A 15489-nucleotide genomic window follows, 5' to 3' on the forward strand; every position below is an offset into this window, starting at 1 on the left:
ATAATATTGAGTCACAAATAATCCATATTATTAATGACTATTTCTATTCTTTTTATTTTTCTGATAATGCTTATCTGATTTTCCATTCGTAGCATTTCTTTCTTTTCTCTTTTCTGCTCTACGAATTCGGTTCGCATCATTTACGATTTCTTGGTGCTTTTCTGTGGCTTTAATCAAATAATCCTCATCGTCTTTATGCTTGTACATGTCCAACATTGGATCGTTCGTTTTTTCCATATAGGCTAGCATATGTTTTTCAAACTCTGCAATTTTCTTTGCCGATTTTGGATCATCCGCAAGATTGTTCAAACCATTTGGATCATTTTTAAGATCATAAAATTCAGTCACTGTTCTGAACAAGCAGAAATCTACTCTTAATTTTAAAGCTTCGTCTTCTACCGCTTTTTCTTTCATAGCAGTAAAAGATTTACCATTAATTGATGACGTTTTGTACTGTCTTCCTCCAACAGCCCATGGAGAGAAAATGTACAAATAATCGTGTGTCTGAACGGCACGCATTGGGAAGGCCTTACTGCCTGATGTCTCGTTGTAATGCGTATAGATCATGTCTCTATCCTTTTGTTTTTTACCTTCTAGGATAGGCAAGAAGCTTCTACCGTCTAATGTCCTTGGAACATCTACACCACAAGCTTCCAACAAAGTCGGCATTAAATCAACCATAGAAACCATGTCTTTTTCGTTCACCTGACCTGCTTTAATATGCTTAGGCCATTTCACCATAAATGGAGTTCTCGTTGATTGTAAATACACGTTCGATTTGGCAAAAGGGAACGCCATACCATTATCCGAAAGGAAAATGACGATGGTATTATCAGTTAGTCCTTCTTCTTCTAAAGCATCTAACAATGCACCAATCGTATCATCACATCTTTTCACCGATGAGAAGTAATTGGCTAACTCTCTTCTCACTTCAGGAAGGTCTTCTAAGAAGCCTGGCACTTCGATTTCCTCAGGTGTATAAATTCTAGACGGACGTTGCTTTCCTCCTTTTTCATAGTTTGGATTGTCCACAAAAAAAGGACGGTGAGGGTCATGTGAGTTGGCCATCATGAAGAATGGTCTTTTCTCCTCTTTCGCTTGAGCAATAAATTGCTTGAAATGCTCTTTGTATAATTTAGGCGATCTACCCGAACCTAAATCTTTAGCATCCTGATTGTATTCCCAAACGTATTTTTCTACTTTCTTTGGTGTAGAATGTTTTACTTTACCCAACACACCAGGTTTATAATTCTTGTGTAATTTTAATTCCTCAGCCAATGTAGGAACCGACGGTTTTGATGGAAAAAAGCCAGTCATACCACTATTGTTCGGATAACATCCAGTACCAATCACACCTCTCGATGGCATACAAACTGCCACAGTAACGTGAGCATTTGTAAAACGCATTCCTTCATTCGCCAAACGATCAATGTTCGGCGTAATATCTTCTACATTACTTCCATTCACTCCTACCGAATGATAGTCCATATCATCGGCTGTAATTAATAGAATATTTGGAGTTGTCGACTGTGCAAAAAGCATTGGGCTAAAAAGTAAGCACAGCGTAGTAAACAAATTGATTAATCTTTTCATACCTATATTATTGTATATCGTTTTGTAGTTTAATTGTAATGTCTTTTGGTTTGTATGCCTTTGGAATAAGTACATACTTCTCTGATGTAGATTGAATTAACTCACCTTTATGGTAAATATCATAGCGATTGATATTCGGTACAGGTTTCCAAGTCAGCACTTTTTTATTCTTCTGATGCACACTCGGAAAGAACTGTTTCTGTTCCACTTTACAATCTTCATTTTTGATAATCGGTTGAGCTTGATTATTCCACCAAATATCATCCAAATATATTTTTGATGATGATGTCAAACCATGAAAAACCACTTCCATGCCTTTCACTCTTCCCTTCGTATCTGCATAATCAAAAACAAGATCTTGCCACTCTCCAGTTCCCCCATACTTTTTGATGATCTTCTTAGAAATTTTCTCTTCGCCCAAAACAATCTTGAATTCAACATCAAACGATTGGTCGGATAGAAGTTTAAGGTGACAGTGTCCCAATTCTTTTGCAGTCAATGGAGTATGTTTTACAACAACAGATGCTGTCGAAGCTTCATCATCTTTAGATAAACCTAATACATGAGCACTCTTGTTCAACCCTTTTCGGTGAGGGTTTTCCATCACCAATACTTGGTGAAACTGATCGGAATGAAATTTCTCTGGAATGATATCTTCGAAAGTAAACTGAGTATGTACTTTGTATTTACCCACAGCTGCAGGATTCCATCCCCAGGCCAAAGAAGAATTTCCTTCATCCCACTTCGCATAAATTTCTTTCAATCGGCTCACTTCATCAGGGTGAACATCAAATAGATCGTTCTTTTCGTAAGGATCTTTAGCGATGTTGTACAACCTCACTTTCTTATTTTTCTGATCGAAGAACAGCTTCCAATCACCATCTCTTACACACCATTTATTGGCATTTTTCCAAAATAATTGCTGATGAGGATCTTCGTCTTTTTCCCATTTGATGTAGGGCAACAAGTTCTCTCCATTCAAATGTTTTGGTGCTTCAACACCGGCAAGGTTTAAAATAGTTGGATAAATATCCATGCTGGTCACCATTGGTTCGAACGTTTTTCCTTGAGGTATCTCCTTAGGATAATGCATGAAATAAGGAATCTTGATTCCACCTTCGTACAACGTTCCTTTTTGTCCATTTAAAGGCAAATTCAAAGAAGCATTATCGTCAGGTTTACCGCCATTATCAGAAATAAACACAATGAAAGTATTATCGTACAACCCTTTTTCCTTCAGCTTTTCGACCATCTTTCCGATATTCTGATCCATCACATATTGCATTGCCACTAGCTTACGGCGGGCAGGATCTTCAATATGATCGAATTTCTTGATCACCTCTTTAGGTGCTTGCAAAGGCGTATGTACCGCATTGGGTGCCCAATACATAAAGAAAGGTTTTTCGCTTTCGTATTGATCAAAATAATTGATGGCTTTCTGACCAAATAAATCCGTTAAATACACATTAGGTGTTTGGATGGGTTGATCATCCTCCATAAAAAATTGGGAACATTCGTCTTCGAAATAATAAGATGATGCACCTCCAAGGAAACCATAATAATGATCGAATCCTTTATTGATCGGTAAGAACTCCTCTCCTTCCTGACCTCCTAAATGCCACTTTCCAATAGCCACTGTTTGATAGTCGTTAGACTGCAAAGTCTCTGCAATTGTAGGGAACTCAGATGAAATTCCTGGAACAACTTCTGGAGAAGGACGGAAAGGACCTGGATTATCTTTAAACCCAAATCGCTGTTGATAGCTCCCCGTTAATAAGGCTGCTCTCGACGGACCACATACCGGCGCGGTCACGTATCCGTTCTTAAATGCCACTCCTTTTTTCGCCAACTGATCGATGTTAGGCGTAGGAATATCTTTACTTAAATGATGATAACCCACATCTGCATATCCCAAATCATCGGCAACGATAATCAAAAAGTTGGGGCGATCTTGTGCAAAAATTGAAGTGGTCAGTATCATCAAAACGCACACTATTTGATGTATCTTTTTCATTTGGTGTCGTCTTTAACTTTATCAATAGTGAAATTCGGCAACATCAAATTGTTCTGTTTCGCTTCTTTCACTTTCGTTTTAAATTTTGAAATGGTGTTCCTAGACATCTCCAACATTTCGCTCAACTCAATATTGGTATACGCATCGGGTTGGTACAATGTGATGTAGGATAAATAAAAGGCTTTCGTTAAATCGAACTTCACACCATGGAAAACGGTATTACTTGTCACCGAATCCACATACCCACATTTTGTACATCTCCTTGTAAATACTTGTCCAGTTTTCGAACCTGAATGCCCGCTACATTGCTTACAAGTAAAACCATCGCTCCATTTCTGATTGGATAAATAGCGTTTACAAGCATCGGCATCGGGGAATAAATCATGAAATTCTTTGATCGTAATGACTTGGTTAACAAATCGTTTTTCAATCACTTTCTTGATTTCGTCCTTTAGATTAAAGTTCGTCACATCCAGCTTATAATTATCACTACCCAACTTCTGTGCTCTCTGAGATAATTGTTGGTTCAGTTCCTTCAATTCTTTTTCTCTTGCCAAAAGCTGAATCGTTCTTTCTTTTACCTTTTGCTCCAACTCCTCATTTACCTTATTACTTAATTCGATATTCTTCTTATGTTCTTCGATGACTTGCTGTTGCATCAACTCTGTTTTTTTCTGCTGAGTAAGCAACTCTGCTTGTGCCATGTGTTCGCTTTCTTTCAACAACCTCAACGTATCGTATAAGGCAAAAGAAAAGGCCAACATTTCCGATAACACCGACATCCTATAACCATAAAATGTAAAGAAGTTATGAGGGATGATACCATACCATTTTAGATACCAAATCACACAGCCGACCCACATAAAACTGATGCCCAAGATATAGTAAGGCGACATTTTCGATTGTAAATAGACATTTGATAAGCCTACTAAAAGTACCGAAAGTGTGATGATTAGTGAAAGCTTTTCACCTGATGGAATTGTTCCGAAAAGGGTGAAAACAAAAAGGACAAACTGAACAACAAATAGCGTATTGATCGTAAATAAATGATACCTGTTCAAATATTTTGGATCGACCACTACTTTGATAAAATAAGTGACAGAAGCCGAGACCCCAAACCCAAGTAGTGCATTGACAAACTCGTTGATCATCGGTGCATCCGGCCATAAAAACTGGAAGCCTACCCCATCGTTGGCCATACTAAACAAGCAAACCACAGCGATGTGTAAAATATAGGCGATGTATTTAAAGTCTTTGATACTCAACCACAAGAGGAAGGAATACACGGCCATAATCAAAAAGGCACCGTATTGTAATCCAAACCATAAATACTCTTTTGTAGCATAAGGCACAAACTTATTGATGCTTCTAAAGTTCATGTGCAAATCGACCTTTTTATTACTGTTGATCTTCACATAAAATGGCTTAGAAAAATCAATATCACTCGTTAAGGGAATAATGAAGTTTTTATGATCATAATTTCTCTTTGAATAAGGATGAGATGCTCCCATAATCTCCTTCTTCAAACCGCCTTCCAATAAGGGTAAGAAGACGATAATCTCCTGGATTTTCTGATCGTAAAACTCGATGATCCAATGCTTTGAACTGCTCTTATCGATGTCCACATTAAATCGTAACCAATAATTTGATTTTGCATCATAATTATGTTTCGAATAATGCTGAGCCACCTCAAAGTCGGGTTGTAACTGAAGCAATTCCGCATAAGAAATTAAGCGTGTACTGTCCTTCCAGTAAGGTATACTTTCAAGGTTTAGTAAACTTTCTTGAACGGAATCATCCAGCTGAATCGTTTTCTCATCGCCATCGACCATTGCAAAAAGTGGTAATGCCGACAAAAGAACAATGCTGAGTGAATGTACAATATGTTGGAAGAGTTTCCTCATGTAAAAAATGTTGTGTTCTTCTTTCGAATGTTAATGCTCAATTTATTTTAATACCCAGGGTTGAAACCCTGGGCTTATGATAATCTTATTCTAGAATGAGGTATTTACCCGATATCGTCAACTGATCGAGTCCCATGTAACCACTGTTACTATCGTCTAAATGACGAATTAAAGCGACTACTCTCATTTGCGTATCATCATCTATAGATACCCCTTGTTCTTTGATGTTGTGTTTGAAATACCATCCACTCGCCTCACGTTGGTGTTCAGCTGTTGAATAAATCAATGGCCACTGATTCACTCTCGACTCGAAATCATTACGCTCTAAAGCCAATTGATATTCTGCTTCTCCTACCACACGAACTTCAATTCTTTGTAAACCATTTATACCCACACCGGCATTGAACAATACGCCTGTTTCTACGGTAACAGATTTTAGGTTCACGGCATCAAAAGATTGAAGTGGCACCATAATATGTTCTGCCTTTGATGAACCTGAAATAGTTCTCGCATAACATCTTGTAATAAAGTTCTCTCTTCTATCCTGATCTGGATGATTATTTCTTTCTCTATTGATGTTCCACCAAGTTGCCGTTTCTCCGATAGTTGGCCCGGAAATCTGCTTGTAAAGCATTCCTTCGAACTCAAACTCTCCTAAACCATCTGGCTTGTAATTGATTGTCAATTCCATATCAAACAACTGACGTTCTTCTGTGAACACCACCTGTGTAGTTAATGCAAATGTTACAGGAGCCTCAATATCCCCATACTCATTTGATGTAAACAAAGACACTTCATACATCTGATTTTCTAGCTTTCCTGTAAAGTAGAACTGACCAAACGAATTTAGCAATAACTTTGTTCCTTCTGGCAATTCTGGGGTAACAGAAATTTGAATAGAATCTAATGGACTTCTTACCGTCTCCACAAATAAGTCTGTAATAGTGCTAGAAATAGGGTTTCCATCTTCATCAATTAAGAACACTACATCTGTATCGGATCCTTTAGAGTTGAGATGAATTAGTGGTCTCCAATCTTCCAATACTGTTCTATACGCGTTGTTGAAAGCCGTTTCCCCTGCCTCATTACTTAAAGACACATCCAATAGGTATTGTCCCAATTGCGTACTATCGTTAGGTACATATTTGATAACACCCGTAATTGGATCAATCTCAAATGGATTCAAGCTGTCTTCAACCACAGCTAGAATAGTATCTTGTTGCACGCTCACTTTCGATAGCTCGAACGTTAAATCTCCTTCAGCCATCGTTTCTGGCGCTTCTCCTTCGAAAGCGATGGTTACTGGTCGAACTTCATCATTTTTATGATAAAGCAATGACTCAGGTTGATTTTGAGGGAGTGAAAAATCAACATCATGCTCTGTTAAACAGGAAGTCAAACAAAGCGCAGCTAGTATGTTTGTGATAATTTTTTTCATTTCAATTCCGTTTACCAAAGGTTATGTTGTTTGATATTCACGTTCAGTTGCATCTCTTCTGTTGGAATAGGGAACACCACATGTTTCTCTTCTGCTCTTTCGCCTGGGAAAGCCAACTGAGATTCGTTATTTTCTCTAAAGCTTGGGTTCGATCTCACATTCTCACTCACTTGCTTCATGGTCTCGATAAGAATACCCCAACGAACTAAATCAAATCGTCTGTGACCTTCGAAACATAACTCTCTACGACGTTCTTCTTGAATCAATTTCAAAAAGTTATCGTTTACTTGAGCCAAACCAGAGTTCACCGTTCCTGCATTCGCACGGTTTCTAACCGCTTCAATATCCAAACGAGATTGTTCGTTATCACCATTCAATAAGTACAATGCTTCTGCTCTCATCAACAGCACATCACTATATCTTAAAATTGGGAAGTTAATTGATGTTCTATCCTTATTGATAACACCCATTTCTAGGCTTTCAGCTGTACCATCGAAGTTACCGTCCATATCTAAACCAGGAGTCATACGTCTCCATTTTCCGGGGAACCATCTCAATTCATTAGAAATATTCATTGGATAAAATGCACCATCTCTGTATCCAAAACTGAAGTTCGCACAGTTCCATGCTTTACGCTCATCGCTAGAGTAGTACAACGATTTATGCATCGAAGGTGTAATCCAAGCATGTGCCGTAGCGAAAGGCATATTACCTGTAGTTAAGTTAATCTGAACCCCATTGAAGTTACCAATACGGCCACCCAAGTTTCTACCTTCCGATACTGTGAAGTCCGCTTCGAACATCACCTCTGTATCTACTCTCAAACCTTTAATTTGGTTCATGAACACTTCCTCATAACTAGATAGTAAATGATGGTAACCGTACTCCGTGATGGCGTTGGTGTTTTTTACTACTTGCGTCAGACAAGAATCGATTCCGATATCTCCACCTTGAATTCTCGCACCGGCCATCGTTAGATACACTCTTGCCAAAAGACCATGTGCAATTTGCTTGGATAACCTTCCGTATTCTTTCGGACGTTCGTCCATTAATTCAATAGAATTCTCAAAGTCTTCTACAATCTGATTGTAGATTTTTGGAGCTGCTGTGTTTGGTAAATTCAGCATATCCAAGTTACCTTCGATATCCGTGAAATGCTCCAAACGTAAAGGAATGTGCTCCCAAACTCTTACCATGTTGAAATACATCAAACCTCTAAGTGCATAGGCTTCTCCCAACATAACATCGTGATCGGCTCTTCTTAAGTTTGGAATCGTATCCAATTGGTTAAGATTATCAATAAAATCATTCACAATATTGATTCCCGCATAACCTGTTTTCCACATTCTTGCCAAATCAACATCAGAATCGTTGTACGACATACGGCTTAACTCTCTACCGAAGTTCTGACGCTTGTACAACATCTCGTCCGTTCCAGTGTTCATCCAAGTAGAGAAATCTTGATCATACATTTCTCTAATGTTTGAATAGGCACCCGATAGGGCCAAACGAACTTCTCTATCGTTTTTATAAAAATTATCTCTTGCTAGCTCATCTTTTGGTTGCAAGTCCAAGAACTGACATGAACTAAGCAATCCGATAATGACAAATACTATTTGATTGAATTTTTTCATTGTTCTTAATTTTAGAATCCAACTTGTAAACCAATAATTGCTGATTGAGCGGCAGGATAAGACGAGTAGTCAATACCTTTATACATTGCCTGATTTCTCACCGATACTTCTGGATCGTATCCCGAGTAGTTCGTGAATACCCAAAGGTTATCGACTGATCCGTAGATTCTGAAGTTTTTGATTTTTAGTTTCTTCAATAGATCTTTATTGAAAGTGTACCCTAAAGTGATGTTTTTAATTCTTAGGAAAGACGCATCCTCAATAAAGTAATCACTCATTTGATGTCCACCATATACTTGCTGATACGTATATTCTTGAGTAGGTCCAGGGGCAGCCCAAACACCTTCGTTAATTGGGTTGTTCATTTGCCATCTGTTTCCAACATCAGCCAAGTAGTTTCTACCTCTTTGGTTACCCACTACTCCGAAATCGGCCATGTTACCATTAAATACATCTTGTCCTACTGTCCAAGTAAGTAACACACTCAAATCCCAGTTTTTGTAAGTAAATGTATTCGATAAACCACCGAAGTATCTTGGATTTGGATTACCGATGATTTCCTTATCGTTTTCATCAATTACTCCATCTCCGTTGACATCTTTATATTTTGGAAGACCCGGTCTTACTTCACCTGTTTGAGAATTAAAACCTGGCACACCTTCTTTCAATCTTAATTGTCCGTCAGCACCTTTCACGAAGTCGTCTACTTGATAAATTCCGTCGTAACGGTAACCGTACATTTGTGTCATCGGCATGCCAACGAATAAACCATAGTACAATTCTCCGGCAAACATACCACCTACATTTGGATCGTATAATCTGTAATCCTCACCATAAGATAGTTTCTTGATTTCGTTATCGTTAAAGGAGATGTTGAAGTTGGTTGACCATTGGAAGTTCTTCGTTTGCACATTTACAGTATTCACCGAAAGTTCCAAACCGTGGTTCAACACAGCACCAATATTTTGTTTCACTTGCTGATAACCTGTTGATGGTGCCACTTTCGCATCGAACAATAAGTTATCCGTTAAGTTGTAGTAATATTCAACATCCACTTGTAATCTATTGTTGAAGAAGCCCATATCTGTACCCACGTTGAATTGTTGAGTTGTCTCCCATTTCAAGTTGGTATTCGCCAATTGCGTTTGATAAAAAGCTGCTTGATAATATCCATTGAAATAATAGCCTGGAGCAACACTCATGGTTGGTAAGAAATCGAAATCGCCAACTCTGTTGTTACCTGTTGTACCAAAACCAGCTTTGAACTTTAACTCATCAAATACTCCCCAATTTTTTACGAAGTCTTCTTCTCCTGCTCTCCAAGCCGCTGAAGCTGATGGGAAAATGCCGAAACGGTTACCTTCTTTAAATCTCGAAGATCCATCCGCTCTAAGCGATGCCGTTACGATATACTTGTTGTTATATGAGTAAGAAACACGACCAAAACCCGACATTAAATTCTGTTGAGTGGCCGATGAACCTGGCATTACCGCCATGTTCGCCATTCCCATATTATTCCAACCTAGATCGTCTAATGGGAACTGAATAGCAGCAGCTGTTTGTCTAAATCTTTCGGTGATTTGGAAAGACATACCTGCCAATGTTTCAAACTTATGACCGTTCTTATTGAAGTTGTACATCAATACATTTTCATTCAAGTAGTTTTGTGACTTCACTTGAGCTAAAGAACCATTGATACCGTCCGATCCTCTATCCGCTTGGTTTGTACCCAAGTTGAAGAATGTTCTCGTATCGTTCATGCTCATCTGATAACCCAACTGCGTTCTAAAGCTTAAACCTTCTGCTAATCTTACCGTAAAGTTTACGTTCGACTGCAACATGTTCACCTCTTCCAAACGATCTGTATTGTTAAGGGTCGATGTTGGAGGATAGAAACCAGCACTTAACTCATCTTCATCATCAAGATCTCCGTTCTTAGGTGTCATTGGTCTAAACATAATGGCCGACTTGATAGCTGATACTTGCGCTGTCGACGTTTTCATACCGTACGTCTTACTATTTGCATAGTTCAAATTCAGATTCATATCTACATGTTTACCAATGGACTGATCCAACTTCAAACGACCATTGATTCTTTCGAAGCTTGAACGTAATAGTGTACCTTCTTGATTTACATAACCAATCGAAGTAAATACTTTCGTCTGATCTGAACCACCTTTCATAGAAACTGTATAGTTTTGGAAAGGAGCCTGACGGAAGATTTCATCTTGCCAATTGGTGTAATCGGCATCTGTATAATTACTTGCATCACCCCATGCATCTCCACCACCAATTTCGTGCTGAACGTTTACATATTCTTGTGGGCTCAAAGTCTTTAAGATTCTGTTTTCAGGAACCTGCGACATACCCATTTTGGTATTGAAAGTAATTACTGGCTTACCGGAAGTACCTTGTTTTGTTGTAATTAGAATTACACCATTTGATGCTCTCGAACCGTAGATTGCTGTTGCAGAAGCGTCTTTTAAAACGTCTACACGCTCAATATCCGAAGGGTCCAAGCTAAACAAAGTGGGATCTTCCAAAGGGAATCCGTCGACTACATATAAAGGAGCAGAAGAACCCGTAATGGTATTGGCACCACGAATCTCGAAGTTCATCGACTGACCCGGTCCACCTTCTCCTGAAGATACTTGTACACCGGCCATTCTACCTTGCATCATTTGGTCGAAACTTGCCGCAGGCATGGAGTTGATCTCCTCACTCATCACTACCGATTGTATGGAACCCGATACTTCTTTTGCATCTTGTTTACCATAACCAATCACGACCATTTCATCCAATGTTTGAACATCAGGTTCTAAGGCGATATCAATCTGTTTTCTTCCTAAAACCTGAATTCTTTGGTTCTGAAAACCAATATATGTTACCATTAAAACCGCATTTACTTTGGCTCTAATCGAATAGTTACCATCAAAATCAGAGGCTGTACCGTGCTTTGTTCCTTCTACACGAATACTCGCACCTGGAACAGGCAAGCCATCTTCATCGACTACCTTACCACTTACTTTAACGAACTTATCTTGAGCAATACCCAATTGTGGAACACTCAATAAAACAGATAGTAAGATAGAGAAAGTTAATTTTATAATTCTTTTCATGTCGTTTATCTTATTGCGCTCTTACTTGAAGTTGGTGTACATAAAATCTTCTTGATAATGATCCGATTTCTGGATTTAAGAAATCAGCCACAAGTGCCACTTTAATCTTTTTACCTAGGTAAGCTGCTGGAATATCTACTTGAACTGTTCCGTTGGCTTTTAATTCTGCTTCTTCGATAATTCCCGATGGATATTGGTAGAATCGATCAGAAATATCGTTGTCTAGAATTTCCCAATTCGATGTAGTTGGAGAAGCAAGATCTAGTTCATCTGCGGCAATCACGGCCACCATCAAATGTTGGTTATCGTTCATGGCACCACCATTGTATCTCCACATACCTGTTGTACTTACGTAAGCCGACTTTTCAAAATCTGTTAAATCGATTGTATCTGTAATCAAAAAGTTTCTCGATTCTTCTTCCCACGACCAATAGCCAATAAAGATATCGTCGTTAATTACACCGTTTTCGTTTCTCACTTGGAAAGGAATCCCTGCCCACGCACGTCTCCACATATTACTTGCGAACACCGGTCCACTCACTTCTTCAGTAATTTCAGTAGTATATTCCTGACCTAGCAATTCTTTAGTTACCGATCCATAATGAGGCTCAGTGACCATATTTTCTAAACCATAGCTGTCTTCTGTTCCTTGGAAGGAAATGCCATGGAAAAGTAATTTCCCTACATTTTTACCCAAAAGCTCAATAAACATTGCTTCTTCTTTAAGCAAATCACCTTTTGCATTTTGGATGGAAATATCTAAGCTAAATACCTCTGTTTCCTCATCACCTATAGTGTATTCCTGAGAAAGTTGTACAGTACCTAACGCTTCATCAATACTAAAAATATCCTTGTGGTTATGAAGAGAAAATGTATAAGGTCCACCACCTTTTGTTCTAGGAATCTCAGAATTAAAATCTAATTCATTACCAAAAACTGAATAAATATGTGGAACATAAATCATGTTCTTTGGTGCTGCCTGATGTGCAGTAAATGATAATACATTTGGAAAGTTCACCTCACCCATAGAGTTCTTGACGTTTACATCAAACGTATAATTTCCTGGCAGTAAGTTATTGTATTCCAAAAATGTAATGATTCCCGTTTGAGAACTGATAGAAAAGTTGTTCTCTAATGCTATATTTTCGCCCGATTGAGAGGTCACTGATGTAAGGCCAAATGTAGCCTCTTCTCCTCCAGTAAATACCGAAGGTTGATAAGTAGTATAATAATCTCCACACTCATAATCAGCTACACCTGCATATCTCAAATCCTTAGGAGGACCGACATACAAGCCGTTATCTTCTTGCGTACAAGAAAATAAGAGATAGAGTGATAAAAGTTGAATAAAGTATTTCTTCATCATTTCAATTCTAATAAATAGTTGTGAGAAAATTTGAGTTAGATTGATAAGTTCTCTTTCCGGATAAGTTCATTTACCAAATGCTCTTTTTAATTGATTTATAAAGTTTAGATGGGTAGTAGTAAGGCCTCTGCTGATCAGGCAAAAGCCTTACACTAATGTTTTTATAATTACTTCGACTTAATCGGATTGTATTGCTTACTCACCTCAAAGTCTTTTGTCAGTTTAAACGATGCTTGTTTTACGTTATCAGAACTTGTTCCGATATACACGTTGAAGTCCCCTGCTTCAACACCTTCACTCATGTCCCATCTGTGGTACGTCAAGGCTTCTTTAGCGATAGTGAAAGTAACTGTTTTTGTCTCTCCTTTTTTCAAGAAGATCTTCTCAAAACCTTTCATTTCTTTTAAAGGTCTTGTTGATTTTCCGATCAAATCTTGGATGTACAATTGAACGACTTCTTCACCATCATAATCACCTGTATTGGTTACTTCAATAGAAGCCGTTATTGGTTGATCTTGCATTGTTTCCGCAGATAATTTGATGTCGCCATAGGCAAACTCAGTGTAGCTTAATCCGTAACCAAATGCGTAAAGAGGTGTATTCGGCACGTCCAAATAATTTGATTTATAACCTGATGGTTTCTCTGGATCGAATGGTCTACCTGTGTTCTTGGCGTTATAGAAAATTGGAATTTGACCCACGTTTCTTGGGAACGACATTGGTAGTTTACCCGATGGATTGTATTTACCAAAAATTACGTCTGCAATTGCTGGACCGGCCATTGTTCCTAAGTGCCAAGTCTCTAATAATGCATCTGCTAATTCGTCTTCTCTTTCTAAAGTTAATGGTCTACCGTTCATCAATACAACTACGATAGGCTTCCCTGCTTGCTTTAAGTGTGCCAACAATTCTGTTTGAACACCAGGGATATTGATATCCGATCTACTTTTCGCTTCACCAGAAATAGTTCTTGGTTCGCCGATCGCTAAAACAACTACATCCGATTGCTGTGCTACTTCTAATGCTTCTGCAAAACCTGTTGTATCCGCACCACTCATTTTACAGCCTTTAGCATAAAGTAATTCCGCTTTATCTTTTGTAGCTGCCTTCATTCCTTCGAATAACGACTTCGCTTGTTTTGGTGATCCTTTTGCTTTCCAACCACCCAATACATCTTTCTTGCTCTTAGCCAATGGACCAATCAAAGCAATTTTCTTTGTGTTGTTTAATGTTAGAGGTAGTGTTTGATTCTCATTTTTCAATAAAACAATCGAACGTTGTGCTGCTTTTCTTGCTCTGTTTTTGAAGTCTTGAGAAAGTGTCACCGATTTTTCTCTTTCGGCATCACAGTATCTGTAAGGATCATCAAATAGTCCTAATTTGAATTTTACTAACAAGATTCTTCTCACCGCATTATCAATGTCTTTTTCAGATACTTTACCGTCTTTTACCGATTGTACCAATGTGCTCAAGAAAACATCACCTTCCATATCCATATCGATACCTGCATTCAAAGCTAACTGACCAGCTGTTGGCAGATCACCTGCGATACCGTGAGGAATCAATTCGTTAATCGCCGTGTAATCCGTTACTACTACTCCTTCAAAATCCCACTGATCTCTTAAGATATCTTTGAAAAGGTAAGGATTAGCAGTACTTGGCGTACCGTTGATTTCGTTGAAAGAAGTCATAAATGTTTCTACACCTGCATCTACACATGCCTTAAAAGGAGGAAGATATACATCGTGTAATGTTTGTAACGACATGTCTACTGTATGATAATCACGACCACCTTGAGGTGCACCATAGGCTAAGAAGTGCTTTGCACAAGCCAATACCGTATTTGTTGCCGCTAAATCGTCTCCTTGGAAACCTTTCACTCTTGCTTTTGCTACCTCACTGTTGTAGTAAGTATCTTCTCCGGCACCTTCCATTACTCTACCCCAACGTGGGTCTCTAGATACATCGACCATTGGAGCGAATGTCCAGTGAATACCTGCTGCTGATGCTTCTTCTGCGGCCACTCTGGCTGCATCTTGCATCATTTCCAAGTCGAAAGAACTAGCTTCTCCTAATGGAATTGGGAAGATGGTTTTGAAACCGTGGATTACATCGTAGCCAAATAATAATGGAATCCCCAAACGAGTTTCTTCCACGGCCATTTTCTGAAGTTTACGAGTGTAATCTGCAGATACAGCATTGAATAACGATCCAACGTGACCTGCTTTTACGTCTTTCTCCACATTCCCTCTTAGCGTAGGTCCTGTGACATCACTCGAAGAAGTAAACTGAGTCATTTGCCCCACTTTCTCCTCTAGTGTCATTTTCTTTAGAAGTTTTTCAACATCTTTCGTGTAGTCTTGAGCCCACATCACCTGACTCAAACAAAGTGAAAGTATAGTTAATAGTATCTTTTTCATC

General features: G+C 38.6%; 8 protein-coding genes. All 8 read right to left on the reverse strand.

Going from position 1 to position 15489, the window contains the following annotated elements; all coding sequences use genetic code 11:
- Positions 1 to 30: 30 nt before the first annotated feature.
- On the reverse strand, positions 31 to 1593 hold the full coding sequence (locus MY04_RS26990; RefSeq protein ID WP_158297947.1) for a sulfatase family protein: 1563 nt from the start codon (positions 1591 to 1593) through the stop codon (positions 31 to 33).
- A 7-nt stretch (positions 1594 to 1600) separates the two neighbouring features.
- A complete protein-coding gene (locus MY04_RS26995) occupies positions 1601 to 3607 on the reverse strand; it encodes a sulfatase family protein (RefSeq protein ID WP_084006169.1) in 2007 nt (668 codons plus the stop codon).
- Positions 3604 to 5511 carry a 7TM diverse intracellular signaling domain-containing protein gene (locus tag MY04_RS27000; protein ID WP_084006170.1) on the reverse strand — a complete coding sequence of 636 codons (1908 nt, stop codon included), beginning with the start codon at positions 5509 to 5511 and terminating at the stop codon, positions 3604 to 3606. Before MY04_RS27000 ends, MY04_RS26995 begins: the two co-directional genes overlap by 4 nt.
- An 85-nt stretch (positions 5512 to 5596) precedes the next feature.
- Positions 5597 to 6949 (reverse strand): hypothetical protein, encoded by a 1353-nt coding sequence (locus MY04_RS27005; RefSeq protein ID WP_158297948.1) that lies wholly within the window; start codon positions 6947 to 6949, stop codon positions 5597 to 5599.
- Between the two features lie 11 nt (positions 6950 to 6960).
- Positions 6961 to 8583, reverse strand: coding sequence for a RagB/SusD family nutrient uptake outer membrane protein (locus MY04_RS27010; protein WP_066216247.1), 1623 nt, complete (start codon positions 8581 to 8583; stop codon positions 6961 to 6963).
- An 11-nt stretch (positions 8584 to 8594) separates the two neighbouring features.
- Positions 8595 to 11702, reverse strand: coding sequence for a SusC/RagA family TonB-linked outer membrane protein (locus MY04_RS27015; protein WP_084006171.1), 3108 nt, complete (start codon positions 11700 to 11702; stop codon positions 8595 to 8597).
- A 10-nt stretch (positions 11703 to 11712) separates the two neighbouring features.
- Positions 11713 to 13068, reverse strand: a complete 1356-nt coding sequence (locus MY04_RS27020; protein WP_066216252.1) for a hypothetical protein — start codon at positions 13066 to 13068, stop codon at positions 11713 to 11715.
- A 167-nt stretch (positions 13069 to 13235) separates the two neighbouring features.
- Positions 13236 to 15488 carry a glycoside hydrolase family 3 N-terminal domain-containing protein gene (locus tag MY04_RS27025; RefSeq protein ID WP_066216255.1) on the reverse strand — a complete coding sequence of 751 codons (2253 nt, stop codon included), beginning with the start codon at positions 15486 to 15488 and terminating at the stop codon, positions 13236 to 13238.
- Position 15489 lies beyond the last annotated feature (1 nt).

The organism is Flammeovirga sp. MY04 (genome assembly GCF_001682195.2).
Classification (GTDB): Bacteria; Bacteroidota; Bacteroidia; order Cytophagales; family Flammeovirgaceae; genus Flammeovirga; species Flammeovirga yaeyamensis.

Coding starts and splice junctions, on each gene's coding strand:
- MY04_RS27000 (WP_084006170.1), bottom strand. CDS start 5,511: ATGAGGAAACTCTTCCAACATATTGTACATTCACTCAGCATTGTTCTT.
- MY04_RS27010 (WP_066216247.1), bottom strand. CDS start 8,583: ATGAAAAAATTCAATCAAATAGTATTTGTCATTATCGGATTGCTTAGT.
- MY04_RS27020 (WP_066216252.1), bottom strand. CDS start 13,068: ATGATGAAGAAATACTTTATTCAACTTTTATCACTCTATCTCTTATTT.
- MY04_RS26990 (WP_158297947.1), bottom strand. CDS start 1,593: ATGAAAAGATTAATCAATTTGTTTACTACGCTGTGCTTACTTTTTAGC.
- MY04_RS26995 (WP_084006169.1), bottom strand. CDS start 3,607: ATGAAAAAGATACATCAAATAGTGTGCGTTTTGATGATACTGACCACT.
- MY04_RS27025 (WP_066216255.1), bottom strand. CDS start 15,488: ATGAAAAAGATACTATTAACTATACTTTCACTTTGTTTGAGTCAGGTG.
- MY04_RS27005 (WP_158297948.1), bottom strand. CDS start 6,949: ATGAAAAAAATTATCACAAACATACTAGCTGCGCTTTGTTTGACTTCC.
- MY04_RS27015 (WP_084006171.1), bottom strand. CDS start 11,702: ATGAAAAGAATTATAAAATTAACTTTCTCTATCTTACTATCTGTTTTA.